Annotated in this window: 16 protein-coding genes; 4 read left to right on the forward strand and 12 right to left on the reverse strand. The window is 59.0% G+C overall.

Annotated features, from left to right (window positions below; translation table 11 throughout):
* Nucleotides 1-83 precede the first annotated feature (83 nt).
* Both prs and dauA read left to right on the forward strand, forming a co-directional pair.
* Nucleotides 84-1,031, forward strand: coding sequence for a ribose-phosphate diphosphokinase (prs, locus tag ABLV54_RS21060; protein ID WP_002910407.1), 948 nt, complete (start codon nucleotides 84-86; stop codon nucleotides 1,029-1,031).
* Nucleotides 1,032-1,281: 250 nt separating this feature from the next.
* The gene (gene dauA / locus ABLV54_RS21065) at nucleotides 1,282-2,961 is read left to right on the forward strand and encodes a C4-dicarboxylic acid transporter DauA (RefSeq protein ID WP_064157472.1); all 1,680 of its coding nucleotides are present in this window, start codon (nucleotides 1,282-1,284) and stop codon (nucleotides 2,959-2,961) included.
* Here the strand turns inward: dauA and ABLV54_RS21070 are convergent, their stop codons facing one another.
* Both ABLV54_RS21070 and ychH read right to left on the reverse strand, forming a co-directional pair.
* Nucleotides 2,962-4,008, reverse strand: coding sequence for a MerR family transcriptional regulator (locus ABLV54_RS21070; RefSeq protein ID WP_048297769.1), 1,047 nt, complete (start codon nucleotides 4,006-4,008; stop codon nucleotides 2,962-2,964).
* A 221-nt stretch (nucleotides 4,009-4,229) separates the two neighbouring features.
* Nucleotides 4,230-4,505, reverse strand: a complete 276-nt coding sequence (ychH, locus tag ABLV54_RS21075; protein ID WP_002910437.1) for a stress-induced protein YchH — start codon at nucleotides 4,503-4,505, stop codon at nucleotides 4,230-4,232.
* Nucleotides 4,506-4,777: 272 nt separating this feature from the next.
* Here ychH and pth point away from each other — a divergent pair, with 272 nt between their 5' ends.
* Both pth and ychF read left to right on the forward strand, forming a co-directional pair.
* On the forward strand, nucleotides 4,778-5,362 hold the full coding sequence (gene pth / locus ABLV54_RS21080) for an aminoacyl-tRNA hydrolase (protein ID WP_226563901.1): 585 nt from the start codon (nucleotides 4,778-4,780) through the stop codon (nucleotides 5,360-5,362).
* Nucleotides 5,363-5,479: 117 nt separating this feature from the next.
* Nucleotides 5,480-6,571 carry a redox-regulated ATPase YchF gene (gene ychF / locus ABLV54_RS21085; RefSeq protein WP_002910443.1) on the forward strand — a complete coding sequence of 364 codons (1,092 nt, stop codon included), beginning with the start codon at nucleotides 5,480-5,482 and terminating at the stop codon, nucleotides 6,569-6,571.
* 88 nt (nucleotides 6,572-6,659) lie between these two features.
* Here ychF and ABLV54_RS21090 read toward each other — a convergent pair whose 3' ends face one another.
* The 10 genes from ABLV54_RS21090 to ABLV54_RS21135 all read right to left on the reverse strand — a co-directional run bounded on the left by ABLV54_RS21090 (nucleotide 6,660) and on the right by ABLV54_RS21135 (nucleotide 18,280).
* Entirely contained in the window at nucleotides 6,660-6,989 is a 330-nt protein-coding gene (locus tag ABLV54_RS21090; protein WP_065812925.1) for a DUF1869 domain-containing protein, read from the reverse strand.
* A gap of 83 nt (nucleotides 6,990-7,072) precedes the next feature.
* On the reverse strand, nucleotides 7,073-7,987 hold the full coding sequence (locus ABLV54_RS21095; RefSeq protein ID WP_123822656.1) for a sugar ABC transporter substrate-binding protein: 915 nt from the start codon (nucleotides 7,985-7,987) through the stop codon (nucleotides 7,073-7,075).
* A gap of 131 nt (nucleotides 7,988-8,118) precedes the next feature.
* Nucleotides 8,119-9,534, reverse strand: a complete 1,416-nt coding sequence (locus ABLV54_RS21100) for a VasL domain-containing protein (RefSeq protein ID WP_226563904.1) — start codon at nucleotides 9,532-9,534, stop codon at nucleotides 8,119-8,121.
* Nucleotides 9,535-9,553: 19 nt separating this feature from the next.
* Nucleotides 9,554-9,997 (reverse strand): type VI secretion system baseplate subunit TssE, encoded by a 444-nt coding sequence (gene tssE, locus ABLV54_RS21105; protein ID WP_048297773.1) that lies wholly within the window; start codon nucleotides 9,995-9,997, stop codon nucleotides 9,554-9,556.
* 1 nt (nucleotide 9,998) lies between these two features.
* A complete protein-coding gene (gene tssJ / locus ABLV54_RS21110) occupies nucleotides 9,999-10,535 on the reverse strand; it encodes a type VI secretion system lipoprotein TssJ (RefSeq protein ID WP_072199221.1) in 537 nt (178 codons plus the stop codon).
* Nucleotides 10,516-11,532, reverse strand: a complete 1,017-nt coding sequence (gene tssG / locus ABLV54_RS21115) for a type VI secretion system baseplate subunit TssG (protein WP_164481495.1) — start codon at nucleotides 11,530-11,532, stop codon at nucleotides 10,516-10,518. Before tssG ends, tssJ begins: the two co-directional genes overlap by 20 nt.
* 29 nt (nucleotides 11,533-11,561) lie before the next feature.
* Nucleotides 11,562-13,325, reverse strand: coding sequence for a type VI secretion system baseplate subunit TssF (gene tssF, locus ABLV54_RS21120; RefSeq protein WP_123822654.1), 1,764 nt, complete (start codon nucleotides 13,323-13,325; stop codon nucleotides 11,562-11,564).
* Between the two features lie 133 nt (nucleotides 13,326-13,458).
* Nucleotides 13,459-16,869, reverse strand: a complete 3,411-nt coding sequence (locus tag ABLV54_RS21125; protein WP_123822653.1) for an ImcF-related family protein — start codon at nucleotides 16,867-16,869, stop codon at nucleotides 13,459-13,461.
* Entirely contained in the window at nucleotides 16,853-18,010 is a 1,158-nt protein-coding gene (locus tag ABLV54_RS21130; protein ID WP_123822652.1) for a type VI secretion protein, read from the reverse strand. The genes ABLV54_RS21125 and ABLV54_RS21130 overlap by 17 nt, the downstream gene beginning before the upstream one ends.
* Before the next feature lie 3 nt (nucleotides 18,011-18,013).
* Nucleotides 18,014-18,280, reverse strand: a complete 267-nt coding sequence (locus tag ABLV54_RS21135) for a PAAR domain-containing protein (RefSeq protein ID WP_123822651.1) — start codon at nucleotides 18,278-18,280, stop codon at nucleotides 18,014-18,016.
* Between the last annotated feature and the right edge of the window lie 277 nt (nucleotides 18,281-18,557).

An 18,557-nucleotide genomic window follows, 5' to 3' on the forward strand; every position in this document is an offset into this window, starting at 1 on the left:
TACACCGACTGGATCGAATGGCGCCAGCCCGCACATTATTGGCCCATTCATCCACCACTGGACGCATGCCTGAGGTTCTTCTCGTGCCTGATATGAAGCTTTTTGCTGGTAACGCCACCCCGGAACTAGCACAACGTATTGCCAACCGCCTGTACACTTCTCTTGGCGACGCCGCTGTAGGTCGTTTTAGCGACGGCGAAGTCAGCGTACAAATCAATGAAAACGTACGCGGTGGTGATATTTTCATCATCCAGTCCACTTGTGCTCCCACCAATGACAACCTGATGGAACTGGTTGTTATGGTTGATGCTCTGCGTCGTGCTTCGGCAGGTCGTATCACCGCCGTTATCCCTTACTTCGGTTATGCTCGTCAGGACCGTCGTGTTCGTTCTGCTCGTGTGCCAATCACCGCGAAAGTGGTGGCAGATTTCCTGTCCAGCGTCGGCGTTGACCGCGTACTGACCGTTGACCTGCACGCAGAACAGATCCAGGGCTTCTTCGATGTGCCAGTTGATAACGTGTTCGGCAGCCCAATCCTGCTGGAAGATATGCTGCAGCTGAACCTGGACAACCCGATCGTGGTTTCTCCGGACATCGGCGGCGTGGTTCGTGCTCGCGCTATCGCTAAACTGCTGAACGATACCGATATGGCTATCATCGACAAGCGCCGTCCGCGCGCCAACGTCTCCCAGGTGATGCATATCATCGGCGACGTCGCGGGTCGTGACTGCGTGATGGTCGACGATATGATCGACACCGGCGGCACCCTGTGTAAAGCGGCAGAAGCGCTGAAAGAGCGCGGCGCGAAACGCGTATTCGCTTACGCGACGCACCCGATCTTCTCCGGCAACGCCATCCAGAACATTAAAAACTCTGTGATCGATGAATTTGTCGTCTGCGATACCATTCCGCTGGCACCAGAAATTAAAGCGCTGGATAAAGTGCGTACTCTGACGCTCTCCGGTATGCTGGCTGAAGCTATTCGCCGTATCAGCAATGAAGAATCAATCTCTGCTATGTTCGAACATTAATCGAGCCGAGCACAAAAACCCGCTGCGGCGGGTTTTTTTGTCTCTGAATTTTTAATTCTTCCACAAAATCATTCGGCATGCGTCAAGGCGGCAAGTGAATGAATCCCCGGGAGCGTACAGGCAGTACGTGACCGGGATAAATGAACGCAGCCAACACAGAGGCATCCCGAAGGATGATGTGGCAATGACCGATGCCTCCTTCACCTGCCATTCAGTTGACAGATGATGCGCTCATGGATGAAACATTATTGTGAACAGATTATTTTCCTCACATGTGATGCCTTTCCGCGCCCTCATCGACGCTTGCTGGAAAGAAAAGTACACCACTGCCCGCTTTACCCGCGACCTGATCGCCGGGATCACCGTCGGGATCATTGCGATTCCGCTGGCGATGGCGCTGGCGATTGGCAGCGGTGTGCCGCCGCAGTACGGCCTCTATACCTCAGCGGTGGCAGGGATTGTGATCGCCTTAACCGGCGGATCGCGCTTTAGCGTTTCCGGACCGACCGCCGCCTTTGTGGTGATCCTCTATCCGGTTTCCCAGCAGTTCGGCCTGGCGGGGCTGCTGGTGGCGACGCTGATGTCGGGGATCTTTTTAATGCTTTTCGGCCTGGCGCGCTTTGGCCGCCTGATCGAATATATCCCGCTGTCGGTCACCCTCGGCTTCACCTCCGGGATCGGTATCACCATCGGTACCATGCAGATTAAAGATTTCCTCGGCCTGCAGATGCCCCATGTGCCGGAGCATTATCTGCAGAAAGTGGCGGCGCTGGCGATGGCCCTGCCGACCATTAACGTCGGGGACGCCGCCATCGGCGTCGTCACCCTCGGCACCCTGATCCTCTGGCCGCGGCTGGGTATCCGTCTGCCGGGCCACCTCCCGGCGCTGCTGGCCGGCTGTGGGGTGATGCTGGTCGTCAACTTGCTCGGCGGCGATGTGGCGACGATCGGCTCGCAGTTCCACTATCAGCTGGCGGACGGCACTCAGGGCAACGGCATTCCGCAGCTGCTGCCGCAGCTGGTACTGCCCTGGGATATGCCGGGTTCCAACTTTACCCTGAGCTGGGCTTCGCTGCAGGCGCTGCTGCCCGCGGCTTTCTCCATGGCGATGCTGGGCGCTATTGAATCTCTGCTGTGCGCGGTGGTGCTCGACGGCATGACCGGTACCAAACATAAAGCCAACAGCGAGCTGATTGGCCAGGGGCTGGGCAACATCGTTGCGCCGTTCTTCGGCGGGATCACTGCCACCGCGGCGATTGCCCGCTCGGCGGCGAACGTCCGCGCCGGCGCCACATCGCCGATCGCCGCCGTGATCCACGCCCTGCTGGTGATCATGGCGCTGCTGATCCTCGCCCCGCTGCTCTCCTGGCTGCCGCTGTCGGCGATGGCCGCCCTGCTGCTGATGGTGGCATGGAACATGAGCGAGGCGCATAAAGTCATCAATCTGCTGCGCCACGCGCCGAAGGACGACATCGTGGTGATGCTGATGTGCATGTCGCTGACGGTGCTGTTTGATATGGTGATCGCCATCAGCGTCGGGATCGTGCTGGCTTCGCTGTTGTTTATGCGCCGTATCGCGCGCATGACCCATCTGGCGCCGGTCAACGTCGAAGTGCCAGACGACGTGCTGGTGCTGCGGGTGATCGGTCCGCTGTTCTTTGCCGCCGCCGAAGGTTTATTCAACGACCTGGAGACCCGGATCGCCGGCAAGCGCATCGTGGTGCTGAAGTGGGACGCGGTGCCGGTTCTCGACGCCGGCGGTCTGGATGCCTTCCAGCGCTTTGTGAACAAGCTGCCGGAAGGCTGTGAATTGCGCGTATCTAACCTCGAATTTCAGCCGCTACGCACGTTAGCGCGCGCCGGCGTCAAGCCGCTGCCCGGACGCCTGAGCTTCTACCCCGATCGTCAGGCCGCGCTGGCTGACCTGTGATCACCCGGCGGCAGGCCCCTGCGCCTGCCGCATCAAGGCTCCGGTCGCCTGCTGCAGCCAGCTCAGCACCGCCGGCGTCATCCAGGTGCCCTTCATCAAATGCGGCTCCTGCTCCATTGCCTGACGAAACTTCTGCAAGGTCTGCGGCCGGGTGCCGGCGTAGGACTGAAACAGCTCAAGCCACGCCCGGGCCAGCGCCTGACCCGACGCCGAGTCCGGCGCTACGCCCTCGCGGCACGCCTGATGCAGCTTCGCCACCAGCGCTGGCCACTCCTGTAGCCGGTCGAAGTAGTGCCGGCGGGTGAACGCCATCTCCTCGTCGTCGAGATACCGCGCCCAGATGGCCAGTTTGCTTTCGGCAAAGGCTTCGGTGATAAAGGCAATGATGGCCGGGGTGACGCCGGTCTGTTCAACCATTTGCGGCTCGGCGGCATGCATCTCGTTCAGGCGGGTCAGAAACTCCGGGCGCCCGGCCGTATCCTGCTCCAGGCGCTCCATCCAGCGCGTCGCCAGACTCATCGCCTGCGGACTGTCCGTCGGGCAGCCGCTCGCCATCAGCGTCTGCACCTCCTCTGTTAGCTCGCGCCACGCCTGCGCGCGCTGTTCATCCTGTGCCGCAAACGGCAGCACGGCTAACTCCTGTTGACTAAACCAACGATCGTACATTTTCATTAACTCCAGCGTCTGTAGCCAGGACTCCAGATCGGGTTCATTGCCGCTCGCCAGCGCCTCACGCAGCGCCAACAGCCGGTCGCGCAGCCTGCCGACATCGCGCAGTTGGTCATTAAGCGTCTCTATCTGCTGCGTCAGCAGTTCGGGTAGCGACAGCGTTCGCCGATCGAGATAGTCCTTGATGGTGGCGAGCGTCAGCCCGGTCTGCGCCAGCGCCTTGATCATATGCAGGCGCTGAACCGCGGACAGGTTATAGAGCCGATAGCCCGCCTCGCTTCTGGCCGAAGGCGTTAACAGCCCCGTCTGTTCATAATGATGCAGCGTACGCACCGTCAGCCCGGCGCGCTTCGCCAGCTCTCCCACCTGAATTAACATGACTGCTCCTCTCTGTGGCCAGGTCCGCTACTCTGCTGCCTGACGTAACGTCAGGGTCAAGCGAAAAACGCGCTTGATATTCACTTTTGGCGGCAACCATAGCATCACGAAGGTCAGGTCGGAACGGGGGTCGTCAAATGGCGGGAAAAAGAAGAAGAGATAACGAGAGGCACAGTAAAACGCATCGGTCTTCAGGGACCGATGCGGGAATCATGCTGCGGTTAGCTGTGGCGATGCTGATTACGACGGCAGCGTTTATCGTAGTGGCGCACCCACCAGTAGCGGTCGCTGACCTGCTCGTGGCCGCCAATACGGGCACCGGCCAGCCAGAGCACCGCACCAACGAAGATGCTTAAGATTGCGCCATGCGCAAAGAATTGTGGCAGGTTAAGCTGCGGAAGCTGGTTCAGAATGGAGTAACCCACCCCCACAACCATCACCACCAACCCTAACCCCATGAGTACGTTACCGAGTAACGAAGCGTTTTTGCGTTTCATGTGTCACCTCCGGACTTTGGGTTGCCAGGGAATGTCCCCAAATCTTATAGGTGTAGTATAGACAAGGTCTCTTCTGTGGAGTGCGCCCACGATCACATTAGTGAACAGCAAATAGACAAAAATTTACAAATAAGCCTATGAACAATATCAAATTCTAATGGTTTAGAGAGTAAATCATCAATGCTGGTATTGTCTCGAGGCCAGAACTTTGTCAAGCGCGCCCGCAGACAGTACACTACGCGGCAGAGAATGCCCCATGCAGGAAAGAAAACGTGACCATTAAACTGATTGTCGGCCTGGCCAACCCCGGTGCGGAATATGCCGCCACCCGGCACAACGCTGGCGCCTGGTATGTGGATTTACTGGCGGATCGCCATCGCGCGCCGCTGCGCGAAGAGAGCAAATTCTTCGGCTATACCTCGCGCATCAACCTGGCGGGTGAGGATGTTCGCCTGCTGGTGCCCACCACCTTTATGAACCTTAGCGGTAAAGCCGTGGCCGCGATAGCGACCTTTTATCGCATCAACCCGGACGAAATTCTGGTTGCCCATGATGAGCTGGATTTGCCGCCGGGCGTGGCGAAATTTAAGCTTGGCGGCGGCCATGGCGGCCACAACGGCCTGAAAGACATCATCAGCAAGCTCGGCAATAACCCGAACTTTCACCGCTTACGCGTCGGGATCGGCCATCCGGGCGACAAAAACAAGGTTGTCGGCTTTGTACTCGGCAAACCACCGGCCAGCGAGCAGAAACTGATTGATGATGCCGTCGACGAAGCGGCGCGCTGTACGGAAATCTGGTTAAAGGATGGTCTCACTAAAGCGACCAACCGTTTACACGCCTTTAAGGCGCAATAAGCCGTTGTCGTGCGGCATTTTTGCCGCGCACCGTGTATAATAGGCAAAGCTATTCAATTTTCTGCAATCTGTTCCTGATAACAGATTGATTATCCAAAGATTAAGGTGATTTAAATCATGGGATTCAAATGCGGTATCGTCGGTTTGCCCAACGTCGGCAAATCCACCCTGTTCAATGCGCTCACCAAAGCGGGTATTGAAGCGGCCAACTTCCCCTTCTGTACCATTGAGCCGAACACCGGTGTCGTACCGATGCCCGATCCGCGTCTGGACAAGCTGGCTGAAATCGTCAAACCGCAGCGTATCCTGCCGACCACCATGGAGTTCGTTGATATCGCGGGCCTGGTGAAAGGCGCGTCCAAAGGCGAAGGTCTCGGCAACCAGTTCCTGACCAACATCCGCGAAACCGAAGCTATCGGCCATGTGGTTCGCTGCTTTGAAAACGACAATATTATTCACGTGGCAGGGAAAGTGAACCCGGCGGAAGATATCGACGTTATCAACACCGAACTGGCGCTGTCTGACCTTGATACCTGCGAGCGCGCTATTCACCGCGTCTCCAAAAAAGCCAAAGGCGGCGATAAAGACGCGAAAGTTGAGCTGGCCGCGCTGGAGAAATGCCTGCCGCAGCTGGAAAACGCCGGTATGCTGCGCGCGCTGGATCTGACCAAAGAAGAGAAAGAGGCCATCCGCTATCTGAGCTTCCTGACCCTCAAGCCGACCATGTACATCGCGAACGTCAATGAAGACGGTTTCGAGAACAACCCATACCTCGATCAGGTTCGCGCTATCGCCGAGCAGGAAGGGTCTGTAGTGGTGCCGGTGTGCGCCGCGGTTGAAGCGGACATCGCCGAACTGGACGATGAAGAGCGTGATGAGTTTATGGCTGAGCTGGGTCTCGAAGAACCGGGCCTGAACCGCGTGATCCGCGCTGGCTACGCCCTGCTGAACCTGCAGACCTACTTCACCGCTGGGGTGAAAGAAGTTCGCGCCTGGACCATTCCGGTCGGGGCGACCGCGCCGCAGGCAGCCGGTAAGATCCACACCGACTTCGAAAAAGGCTTTATCCGCGCGCAGACCATCGCTTATGAAGACTTTATCGCCTACAAAGGCGAACAGGGCGCGAAAGAAGCCGGTAAAATGCGCGCTGAAGGTAAAGACTACATCGTGAAAGATGGCGATGTGATGAACTTCCTGTTCAACGTCTAATCCCGCTGGCTGGCGTTTCTGCCGCCATCGAGTAATAAAAAATCCACGCTCCGGCGTGGATTTTTTTTCCTGTGCGCAAGGCGGCGCGCTACTCCACGATATGGGTCTCTTCTGCCGCCTCGTAGCCATCAACGATCTGCACAATCTTTTTTAACTCGTCCTCAATAAAAGCCGGGCTGGCGCTTTCTCCTGAGGCCGGGTGATGAAGCTCCACCGAGATGCCGCTGGCGGCATTGGTCAGCGACAGGCTGATCTCCTGCGGATCCGCCGCAGACGAGGGTCGCCCGATATGCTGCGCGATGGTCGCCGCCGCCACGCGCGTATCAACTTCCGCGAGATGCCCCCACCTCATTTCAACATGCCCCTGCTGCCCTGCCTTTATCACCTGCAGCGTGTAGCCGCTTTTTGCCGTTGCCATCTCTTTTCCTCCGGTTTCGTTGCCCGGGCGTCATATTCTCAGCCCGGTTTTATCAGCAAAGTTCGAACATTTCTGCCTTGCCGTTAATGACTCTTTTCCACATAGGTCTGCATGTTTTCTTTGGTCACTAACTCAAACGGGATCCAGACATGGGACTCGACTTTTTCTCCTTTAATCAGCTTCAACGCCACCGCTAAGGCCGTTTTGCCCTGACCAACGGCATCCTGGAAAACCGTTACCTGGATCTTATCGCTGGCCAACGCTTTCAGCCCATCCGGCGTGGCGTCGATGCCGCCGATCAGCAGCTTCTTCTGGCTCTTCTCCAGCGCCATCGCCGCGCCAATCGCCATCTCGTCGTTGTTCGCCGCCACAATATCAATCGCTTCCCCGTTGCCTGTCCAGTTCTGCATCAGATCCATTCCCTCGCTGCGGGAATAGTTGGCCGGCTGTTTCTGCACCACTTTCATCGCCGGATATTTGGCCACCACCTGCTCTACGTCCCTGGTGCGCTGCAGCGCGCCGGCATCGGTGAGATTACCAATCATGATGGCGACGTTGCCTTTGTAGTTCGCCAGCTTCGCCAGCGCTTCCATCTGCAATGTGCCGGACTCCCGCTCGTCCGAACCGACAAACACCACGCCAGGGGGTAACGTTTTATCCCCCGGCGTCCGGTTCACATACACCAGCGGCATCCTGGCCTGCTGCGCCATCTTCGTCAGCTGCGGGGTGCTGGCGGAGTCAACGGGGTCAACGATGATCGCGTCCACGCCGGAGGCAATGAAGCTCTGCACCTGATCGGCCTGGCGTCCGGTGTCGCCGCGGGCGTCTTCGAACTGCACCTCGACCTGGCGGGCTTGAGCTTCTTTCTCAATGGACTGACGAATAATGGTGAGAAAGTTTTGATCGAAGTAAGCCATCGAGACGCCGATCTTCTCCGCCAATGCCGAAGCGGAACTGGCCAGAAGGCCAACTAACAGGATGATGTTACAGTGCTTCATAGCATGCCCTCAGGGTTTGAAATAAAATTTTCAATATAAAACCAAACGATATATTTAAATCATTTTCAGACTACGAAGGGCGTAGAGTTCTTGCAATCATGATGTAAAGAAAATGTTGCCATGCGCACACTTTATTTCACCGCCTCACTCACCGAGGGCCCACCGGTTGCGGGTCGCGCAGCGGGCGGTGGCGCCGGCTGTTTTCGCTTCAGCAGGGCATACTCCACGATCAGCTGTTGCAGATGCAGTTCGGCGAGACTGCCGCGGGCGGCTGGCCAGGGTTGACCTGCGGGGAGCGCGGCCAGCTCGCGCAGCTGCTCTTCCAGCGGAACGGCGCGGTTAAGCGACTGCATAATGGCAAACACCGCCGTTTTCAGTTCGCTCACCGTCAGGTACTTCCCCTTCTGCTCGTCGAGGGCATTGAGCTGACCGGCGAGCCGTTGCAGCTGACGCATGCCCTCCGCCCAACCGGTGAGGTTTTCCGCGGGCAATGCCGCAGCGCTTAGCTGCCGCTGCCACTGCTGCGCCAGGGGCTTTGCCTGTTCCGGCCAGCGGCTCAGGGCCAGCTGGACCAGCCGGTCGCCGTAGCTTATCGCCCAGTCAGGCGCCAGGCGGCCGAGATCGTCAAGCTGGCGCTGCGCCTGGCGCAAATCGACCGGCGCGTGGGGAGATCCCCCCGGGAGGTCCGCTAGCGGCCCGGCCTGTTGCGTCATCACAGTCGGCGGCAAATCGGTCTGGCGCAGCGCCAGCCATCCGCCGACGGCGATGCCCGACACCGCCAGCATGGTGACCATTCCGGCGATAAATGGCTTCCAGCGCGACGCGGCGACCGGAGTCGATGCCATCCCTGGCGCGGGCCGCTTTGCTGGTGAAGACGGAGCCGGCGGCTCAGCCTCTGGTCTACGTTGTCGTTCTGGCGCTGGCTCAGCCTTCGCAGCATCCTCTTCGCTGACCAGAGCGTCGGGAAGCGCCGCCTCAGACATCGCCACCGGCGGCGCGACGGGAGGCGCTGGCGCAGGGTCGAGGTTCTCAAAGCGGGTTGCCGTGCTGCGCAGCAGCGCCCGCAGGTCATTCAGCGGGTTTTCAGGCGCGATCTCAAGGCGCTGGAGCACCGCGTCGAAGGTTTGCAGCGAACACTCAGCCTGGCTAAGCGACGCAAGATCGTCCGGGGTGAGGTTCAGGGTGCGGATCACCTGCCGCAGCCGCTTGCTCAGGGTGCGGAAGATCTCGGTGCGGGCCGGGAGCGCCTGCGGCCACAGGTTTTTACCCTGGTGGGCCAGCAGCGTTTCCAGCAGCGATAGCCCCTCGTTGATCCCTGCCAGGCCGTCCAGCCGGGCGCGGGCCAGCGTATACCAGGCGACAGTCTGCAGATCCGCGCCGTGATGCTCCAGCAGTGCACGGGCAAGCTGCTCGGCATACGGCCAGTTAATATCCGGCCGCGCCGGGTGGCTGAGCTTGTTCATTTCCGCACGCAGGGCAATAAAATCAGCCAGCGTGCGTGGGTCGCCACCGGTTTTATAGCGGCGGTCTTTATGTGTTGTCATCATGATGTCTTTCAGCGAGAGATTAGAGGGCGGAGCGGGCGTCAAGGTACTGCTGACGTTTAAGGTGGCGGATCAACACCCTGCCTTCAGGCATAAACTCTGTGCCGTAACGTACCAGACCGATATCCTTCAGCTCAGCATCAATGGCATAGCGCAGTTCGCCGGGCGCATCCTGATCGAGCATCACCACCGCGATCCGCTGCAGGCGCGGTTCGTATTTCAGCAACACCGCCGACAGCGTGCTCATCAGCTGATGCGCCGACGCCGGCATGCCCTGGAGGATAGCGGTCATATCAGGCAGGCCGTAGTCCGGCAAATGCGCCAGCGTTCCGGCCCGACAGTTGAGGATGCGCTGCATGTTATCGAGCACCGACAGGATGACCTGATCCGTTTCGCTGACGTTGTTCAGGTCCAGCCCGCCGGCGAAATTGCCGTAGAGGATGTCGTACAGGGAGGGACGAGGCATTTCACTTCTCCTTAAGCGGGTGCAGCGTCAGTTGATTTTGGCTGGCTTCGATAATGCGCGGTCTCGCCGGGTCGAGATCGTCCCGGGTGAGTACCAGCCGCCAGCTATTTAGCGTCAGGTCTGGATCGATAAACATGGCCGCCACAGCCACAAACTGCGCGCTGGTTTCCATGGGCATATCAACGGTCACCGATTCGCCCGGACGCAGGCGAATATCTTTTTCCGCCACCCGGTCCGCCTGCAGCGCCTGGCCATCACCGGCAAACAGCGACGGGTAGTCAGTATTGTCAAACGCCTGCCGGTCCTTCAGCTGGTAAATACGCACCACCGTCGCCAGGGAGGCGCCTTTGGCGTTGTTATTCACGCCTTCCCGGGCGCGAAGATCCAGATGAAGCGTTTTCACCTGGGGGTAAAAAATGGACTGGGTCACGGAAACGGCGCCGTCTTTCACGGTCTGCGTCAGGCCGCAGCCGGTTAAGAGGGTGACCATGAAGAATGCCAGTAACGTGGCAGAGGGTTTAACTGCGGTAATCGCCATCTTCATCGCTCTCCCTGCGGTGGAGGTTTTCCCGGACGCGCTGATAGCGCCCCAGATAAATCGTGATCCTGTCGTCAGCCTGCTTCTGCGCATCCAGCGGTTGCAGCACAGCCGTTCTCCCGAGCTGGACGGCATGCGCCTGCTGGCAGCAAAGTTGCGCATCCGGCAGTAAATGGCGGGCGACGCAAAGCTGCAGCCGCACGTCGAGATGAGATCCGAGCCAGACGTGCAGGAGCGCCATCAGGTCGCTGAACAGTTCGCCGCCGGGCAGCCAGCCGCGGACCTCATCAGGCTTTTCCGTCGCCAGCTGCAGCAACACCTGACCGTTCACATCCGTAGCGTGAGTTCCCATCACTGGCCTGTGTTGCAGGCTAACTGGCTGGCGGATGCTCATCGTTAACGGCTGCGACAAGGGGATCCGGCAGGGATCGTGGTGGTACACCGTCGCCCGGGTCCCCGGAGCCAGGAGCGCCACCAGCGCCTCCATGCCTTCCCCGGATCTCCCCGGCAACATCATCCCCGGCAGCAGCGCCAGAAATCGCGACAGCGGCGCTGCGGCGACAGCGGCACATCCCGGTATGCCCAGCCCCGCCAGGCCCAGCAGATACTGCGAGGTGTTGTCCGTGCCACCTACCCGAAAGGTTGCCGGGTAGGAATATTTGCGCCAGATACGGTAATACTGGGCGATTAGTCGATGGTTGAAGATATCGAGAAAATCCTCGGTAGCCTCGACGCCTTCCCGCCGTTGCGCAATATCATCGCTATAGTGGGTCGGCAGCGGGGATTCCACGCCGTAGAGACCCATAAAAGCAACGCGAACCGCCGGCGGCCGGGGCGGGTCAGGATCGTCCATTCCACGGATTTCGCCGGCCGGGAAACCCATCCCCGGATGCGGGCGAAAGCGTATGGGTTCATCACCCACCAGCCAGCCGCTGCCGATGATCGGCGCCTTCGGATGGTTCTCCTCCAGCAACTGGCAGAAGCGGTAAAAATTCATGTACGGCAACTGAGGCCGGAGCTGCGCCATCAGCCGGGCAGGCGCAGACTGTGATTCTCTTTCCACCGGATACATTTCCCTTCAGGTTGAACAATGAGCGTCAGCTGGATGAACTGATTCATATCGGCATACAGCGCGAAAAAGCGGTTGAGCATGTCGCCAAACAAATGGACATCGCCCGCGCCGGTAAATCCGCTACCGTCGAGCGTCACTTCGATATCCAGCCCGCGCAGCAGGAAGCCCTGCTCGAAACGCTGAATTCGGTGATGACTTACCGCCAGAATGGCGTCCAGACGGCGGTTATTGAGCTCATCTTCCCGCCAGTTGTAGAGCGACAGCGTGCCGCGCAGCACCTCGGCGCTGCTCATCATGTTGAGAAAACGGGTGCCCAGATGGCTCATGACCCGCCAGTGGTAGCGGTCTTCCGCCGGGGGATATGCCGGCAGCGTGGGTTTACAGAGATTACGGACGGTAAGCGGCGTAGCTGATATCGACTCACAGCGATCCAGCAGCGTGCTCTGTAGCGCCCGGCGCGGCAGCTGGCCGTTAGTGCCGGTGATGCGCAAGGAGACCGTTTCCCGCGCCAGCGCCCGGTCAGCCTCCCATTGCTGTCCGCCGAGGATAAGCCAGGTATCGTGCATGCCGGTGACGCCCCGTTTGACGCGGGTGTGGTAGTAGCGCTCCGGCGCATGGCGACGCATCATTCCCCCCTGGTGACGAAAGCGGGTGAAAGGCACATAGCGCGCCTCCCCGGTGCGCCCGGAGCCGGTCACGCTGTCGACAGAATAGATTTCGGTATGCCCGTCCTGCAGGCGCTTCGGACGCAGGAGGTATTCGCTCTCCAGCCCGCTGATGGTCAACGGGTCAGCCTCGAGGGTAAACAGGTTAATCACCGGCACACAGTGCAGGCGCAGGCTGCTTGCGCTGACGGGTAAATCGCTTTGCCAGACCTCGCTGAACACCACCTCAAGCGTGAAATGCGATATCCCCGCCGGTAGCGTCATGTTTTCGAGGCCATTTAGCTGCACGAACATAAATTTTTCGCGAAAGGTGAAATACTCGAGCAGCAACTGATAGCCGCTGAAAGCGCTCTCCCCCTTCGGCCATAAACGATCCTCCTCGCTGAATCCCCCCGGCGAAAAATAGCCGTCCAGACTTACCCGCTCCGCCTGCCCTGGCAGACGCAGGTAAATCGCGGCCTGGCGTCGGGTCAGCCACAGATGAAGAGCGCTGCCGGTAACGGCGTCTTCCCCCAGGTACAGCGGCAGGCGGCGGAGATCGGTCTGCGACCAGTCTGCCAGCTCGCTACAGGCGAATCGTAGCCGCAGGGCCGAACGTCCGTCCGGCTCTGCCATCATCACCGCCTCCTCTATCGCCAGCGGGTTAAGCGTCAGATCGCGGGTGGTTCGGTACCGGCACACGGTATTTTTCGGCCCCAGTGGGCGGGAGCTTATTTCAAACCCGGCGGGCACCGTTTCCACCATCTTCATCGCCGGCAGCGTTGGGGTCAGCGCCACGATCGATAGCGATGGAATGGTGCGCAGGTAGTGCGGCCACAGCATGCTGACCAGCCCCTCGGTCAGCTCCGGCAGATCATCATCAATTTTTTCGCGCAAGCGACCTACGGAAAAGGCAAAGCCTTCAAACAGGCGCTCAACGTAAGGGTCCGGCGTGCCGGCTTTATCGAGATCCAGCATCGCCGCCCGGTCGGGGTGAGCCTGCGCGAACGCTTTTGCCGCCTCACGCAGGTAGCGCATTTCAGCGTCAAAATATCGCAGGGTTAAATCGTCCATTATGACTATTCCATTATTCGTCTTCAGGGAGACACGCAGCATGGCTGCGCGGGCAGATTAGTTGGCCGCCGGGGGCCATGAGCAGAGGCGGCCCGGCGTCGCAGGTCAACGCCAATCAGTGAGGGAGGCGGTTTCAGTATCCCTCTTCGCCGGGTATATCGTCGGTCAGCGGAACACGCTCAGCAGGCGCGCGCACGCTGAATATCGTCTCAGGTAGCGTAAAGTTTCGCAGGGCCAGCAGCGCCAGCGGTCCTTCCCCCGACTCGGTACGCAGGGTGTAGTTCAGCGACAGACCATCCGGCGCTTTCCAGCTCAGGCTCCAGCTGCTGCTCGTTCCGGGGTAAGCGCTGACCACCGCCTTATCCAGCAGGCGGATCCAGCCCCAGGCCCCCTGAAGATCTGCATACTGGCGGGTGCCCGCCCGGGTGCTGATCCAGCTCAGACTGGCGCCCGGCGCTTCGGTATCGGCGGGCCAGCTGAACCGCCGCCAGGCCGGCATCTGGTTCATGTAGACAAGTTTCTGGCTGTCGATGACCAGCTCCGTCTGCATCACGCCATCCGCGGTGCCGGGGCGTAGCGCAAAATGCAATCCCGCTTCGCCGTTGGCGAACGCGACGTCGGAGAGATGGCTCAGGGTATTCATCGCCTGCAGAAAGGCCGGGTTAAACGTCAGCCCCTGGGCATTGATACTGTCCGCCATCCAGCGGCTCCCCTCTTTATGCAGTACGCCGTTCAGCCGGGTCTGCAGAAAGCGGGCGATGCGTCCGGTCTCGCTATTGAGATATTTTGCCAGCAGCGGCAGTGAAACTTCACTGCTGGTATTTTTAAAGGGGTAGCGACCGCCAAAAGCGCTATTCCAGTCCTCCACCACCGCGCTGCGCCACTGGGCGTTGAGACTTTCCGCCGCCGGGGTCAGCACCTGCTGCCAGGCCTGCTCCATCGGGCGAACAAACAGCGTCTGCCCAAAACCACTCCACTGCTGGCCCAGTCCCGCCGCCACCAGGCTGCCGTAGTCGCGCGTTTCGGTTAGATCCACAGCCTTGCCCTGGAACACCGTCTGCGCAAGCAGGCGCGTCATCGCCTGCGGGTCGGTGGCGTTGGTGACCTGCTGCAGGCGCAGACGCACCTGGGTGACGCGGGTCAGGAAGGTCTGCAGGCTAAGACGGCTGGTGGGCGTCCCGCCGTCGCGATTGTCCAGCAGCGCCAGTACGGGCCCGAAGGTTGCATCCAGAGGACCGCGCGCGCCGGACTGCTGATCGATGGCGGGTGGGTTGTCACGGTTGAACAGCTGCCTGGCCGATTTGACCAGCGAATCGGCGATGGCTTCCCCGGTCTGGCCGGTTCGCCCCTGCACGCTCAGGGTGTTCATCAGCGCCACCAGCGGCGATTGGCGCACATCGGCCATCAGGGTCAGCTGGTCGATGGCATCGGAGAGGGTCTCCACGCGCTGCCAGCGTAAGCTGTTGAGAAAATCCAGCCAGGCGCCGCTGAAATCAGCGAAATAACGCTCCGCCAGCCGGACTCGCAAGGCTTCCGGCGACGCCGACTGCGCGGCAGGCTGCTTCGCGTCGCTCAGCACCCAGTCCATGTCATCGCGGCGTTCCGCGACCACTTTCTCAATGGCGGGCTGCACCGTCTCTTCCCAGGCTTTCCGGCTGAACATCCCCGGCACCACCTCATCGGTGGTGAACAGGCGCGACGCGTCGGTGTCGCCGGTCATGTCCGCCAGGTGCAAGTCCGCATACTGGTTCGCCACCTGCGCGAGCATCTTCTGATATAGCGTGGACTCACTGTTGCGCTGGCCCAGTTGGCGAATTAACCGTGTGCGCGCCTGGCTGACCAGACCGTCGTCGACAGGCAGACGCCACTGCGGATGCGACGCCAGGCTGGCAGCGTAAAATGCCAGTAACGAAGGGCCGCTGCCCTGCCAGACGGCGTCGGCCACGCCGGAACGCTGCGGCCACTCGCGCATCAACGCTCCCGCAAACCACGCAGCATCCATTCTCTCCGGGCGGGTCAACATCAGGTACAGTTTCAACTGGTCGTAAGCGGTCTTCGTCATCTTCTCACGCAGCGGGCTGTCCGGCGGCAGCTGTGCGAAGGCGTTCAGCTGCCGCTGAAGGTGCGCTGCTGCCGCATCGCGCAGCAGCGGCTGCGCCCTCTCTCCGTAGCGCGGAAACAGCGCCGCCAGCAGGTCATCGTTCTGGCTGAGGCCAGCGCGGAGGTACCAGGGTACTCCGTGCTGTGAGCGGTATTCCAGTTTAGAAAGCGTTTTCTGTAACGCGGAGAGCGCATGCAGGCGTACGGCCAGAGGCTGTTTTCCCGCCGAGGCCTGCTGCACCTGCTCCTGTGCGGTCGCAACCAGCTCGCGGTTGGCGATAAAAGAGACTGACATTGAGACGGCCCAGAATAACATCAGGGCGGCAGCGGCCACGCTCATCCCACGCATCCAGTCGACGCCCTGTTTGCGCGGACGTAGACCGGCTGGCAACCACAGCACAGAGTCTGGTATCGTTTCCCAGCGGTTATCCCGTCCCCAGTGATGACTGACACTGCGACCAGCCTCTACTGATGCCTCACTAAATACCACCCCGGCCAGCGGCAATGGTCGGTATGGATTAAGCAGTATCGATAACGGTTCCACCACCGCTTCCGCTTCCCGAGTCAACTGGTCGGCCAGCGCGAGTAAAAAATTGTGCTGTGGTTGCCCGCATATCTGCTGGATGCCCTGCTCTATCAGTAACGGCGCCAGGGCAGTGAACTGTTCGGCAACTATTTGCGGCGTACAACCTGTGGGTAACAGGCAGCCTACAGGCTGAGTGATACGTCCATTTTTTTCGTTGCCCTCCTCATACAGCGACCAGACGTATAGGGGAAGTTTCCATCCAAGAGCTTCGTAGCGTAGCTTTAGAGAGTGAGACACATTGTCCATTTCATCTGGCGTGAGCCTGGGCTTCGTTCTGTTCATCGTTGTCAAAACGCCGTCAAAGCCCGATGTTACCCACACCATACCATCAGCCGGGCGATAACGCAGTTTACGCAGCGCTGTGAACCAGGCGTTATCTACCGCTGCCCCAGGGTCTCCACCCCACAGCAATAATGTACCCTGATCTTCCTGCCAGAGTTCCTGCGTGAGCTTTGGGGTCAGTTGTTCTACGTCTCTGACTGAGCCAATTATCAGCAGAATACGGACTTTGCGGGACCAGGCGCGTCCATACTGATAGCGCAGAGTCTGGCGAATTTCCCCCACCGTAATATGATGGGGAGGTGTCAGCGCCACGCGCCCTTCTTCGCCGGGTAAGATGTTGGCCTGCTGCGACTGCCGGCGATATAAACTCTCCTTCACACGGCGGGACATTGCAGGAAGGTAAAAAACAAATACCAACGCCAGACAGACCAGAACAAACGCCAGTACCTGCTCGCCCCGCGTATTGATATTCAGCATGCCGCCATAGCGGGTGATCCCCCCCCATATTGCAGCCATCCCGGCCAACGTAAGCCCGGCCAGGCCAAACCGGCCCAGGCCATTACCCGGTATATTCATCTTCACTCCCTGGGGTGATGGTACTGATAAAATGTTCCTGTTCGCTGGAAAATAACGCCAGCAGGGGCTGTTTACGGAGGCTGACCAGATCGGCTGCCAGCGCGGTCAGGAGCCAGGGCGCTGCGGGTCCCGGAATACCGCACCATTTTTCCAGCAGCGCGATATCTTCAGCTTTCCATGGGGTATGCATTTTGCCGCCCTGCGTGATAAGCGCGGCGCTTCTTTCCGTCCATTTTTTTGCGTCCCCGATAACGGAGGGCGTCTGGCAGGCGACAGTCTGGGTTTCCAGAAACAGGGTGATATCGTCTTCAAAGTTCGTCATATCTAAGGGCATCGGACGTAACAGCCGTGATGAGTGCGGCAGATGGTATTTTTGCGCCACATCATCGCTGGTCAGCAGCAACACGGCCAGCCCGTCGGAGTATGCTGTACCACCGTTGAGCTGGATGACCAGGAGTAGATTGACCGTCAGTACAGGCTGCTTCAGGCGCTCCTCCACTTCCGACAGTGAGAATGAGCCGGTAACGGTAATATCATCGGACACGGCGCGGCCAGGAATGTGTTCTTTCCAGAGATTACTGAAACTGCTGGTCAGCTCAGGCGAGGGATTATCCGTGATCAGGGTGACATGCAGCGGTAGCTCTTCCGGTAGGCACTGCACGCGCTCTTCTATACTGGTAAGCAGCGCATGCATCGCACTCAACTGCACGGGCTCTTCTGCCGGAAGGTAATTAATCCTGCGGGTAAGTCCGTATTGCTGAGGCCGCTCACTCCCCCAATGCGCCGCAGAAGTATGATCCGGCAACAGCACTGCACTGCCCAGAACGGCCAGCCAGCGCCCGGCCCAGTCTTCCCACCTCTGCTGTCCGTATTCCGCCTCTTTCAGCAAGAACTGATGCGCTTTCAGATCCCTGTCCCACAGGTAGCAACGCAGACAAAAAATCAGCAACCAGCATCCTGCAGGCATCAGGGATACCCACCAGATATTTATCACTGAGAGAATTTTTACGGTGCCGGAAGCATGGAGGATAAAGAGCAGGACACCGATAATCGCCATCAGTACACCGGCAAACAACCATCGGGTCAGTGAAGGAGCCGATGGCTGCTCCATGGTCAATGCTTTTGTTCGTACCCAGCCCATTTTTTATCCTATCGCGCATTCCGGCGCGCCGGAAATCACCTGGCAACCGCACTGACATTTGCAGCCATCGACCACGATGGCTTTACCATCGGAAGACCATTCCGGCGCTCCCTCAATAATGGCATTAGTGCCATGTCCCGGAATCGGGCAGCTGACTTTATCCCCCACCAGCGCTACGGGCTTTCCATTTACAATGATGGTGGAGGATGCGGAAATAACAGCACCGCCGTGCGTGGTTTTATCGCCGAGTAATACAAAACCTTTGAACATTGAATTTCCTTTTATATATCAGCGATACAGTAATTATTAATTAGAATACTCAATCGCATCAATTTCAACCTAAAGAGTGAGGCAATAACATTTAATAACAGACAAAAACCGGCTACTCCTATCAAAGAAAGGATAATAAACATAAAATAATATCTGGAATATCTGCACACCTCTCTTTACTTAATATATACTTCTTCCCCCAGGTGATATCCCCTACATTAAGGAAGGTGCGAACAAGTTCCTGATATGAGATCATCATATTCATCCGGAGCGCATC

It is taken from the genome of Klebsiella sp. JB_Kp042, from assembly GCF_040065275.1.
Lineage (GTDB): Bacteria > Pseudomonadota > Gammaproteobacteria > Enterobacterales > Enterobacteriaceae > Klebsiella > Klebsiella quasipneumoniae.

What these genes read in the sequence shown, in the direction of transcription:
- tssG (WP_164481495.1), bottom strand. Translation starts at nt 11,532, where the DNA reads ATGAATTTTTACCGCTTCTGCCAGTTGCTGGAGGAGAACCATCCGAAG.
- ABLV54_RS21130 (WP_123822652.1), bottom strand. Translation starts at nt 18,010, where the DNA reads ATGGGCTGGGTACGAACAAAAGCATTGACCATGGAGCAGCCATCGGCT.
- ABLV54_RS21100 (WP_226563904.1), bottom strand. Translation starts at nt 9,534, where the DNA reads ATGATGACAACACATAAAGACCGCCGCTATAAAACCGGTGGCGACCCA.
- tssE (WP_048297773.1), bottom strand. Translation starts at nt 9,997, where the DNA reads ATGCCTCGTCCCTCCCTGTACGACATCCTCTACGGCAATTTCGCCGGC.
- tssJ (WP_072199221.1), bottom strand. Translation starts at nt 10,535, where the DNA reads ATGGCGATTACCGCAGTTAAACCCTCTGCCACGTTACTGGCATTCTTC.
- ABLV54_RS21095 (WP_123822656.1), bottom strand. Translation starts at nt 7,987, where the DNA reads ATGAAGCACTGTAACATCATCCTGTTAGTTGGCCTTCTGGCCAGTTCC.
- tssF (WP_123822654.1), bottom strand. Translation starts at nt 13,325, where the DNA reads ATGGACGATTTAACCCTGCGATATTTTGACGCTGAAATGCGCTACCTG.
- ychF (WP_002910443.1), top strand. Translation starts at nt 5,480, where the DNA reads ATGGGATTCAAATGCGGTATCGTCGGTTTGCCCAACGTCGGCAAATCC.
- ychH (WP_002910437.1), bottom strand. Translation starts at nt 4,505, where the DNA reads ATGAAACGCAAAAACGCTTCGTTACTCGGTAACGTACTCATGGGGTTA.
- ABLV54_RS21070 (WP_048297769.1), bottom strand. Translation starts at nt 4,008, where the DNA reads ATGTTAATTCAGGTGGGAGAGCTGGCGAAGCGCGCCGGGCTGACGGTG.
- ABLV54_RS21090 (WP_065812925.1), bottom strand. Translation starts at nt 6,989, where the DNA reads ATGGCAACGGCAAAAAGCGGCTACACGCTGCAGGTGATAAAGGCAGGG.
- ABLV54_RS21135 (WP_123822651.1), bottom strand. Translation starts at nt 18,280, where the DNA reads ATGTTCAAAGGTTTTGTATTACTCGGCGATAAAACCACGCACGGCGGT.
- ABLV54_RS21125 (WP_123822653.1), bottom strand. Translation starts at nt 16,869, where the DNA reads ATGAATATACCGGGTAATGGCCTGGGCCGGTTTGGCCTGGCCGGGCTT.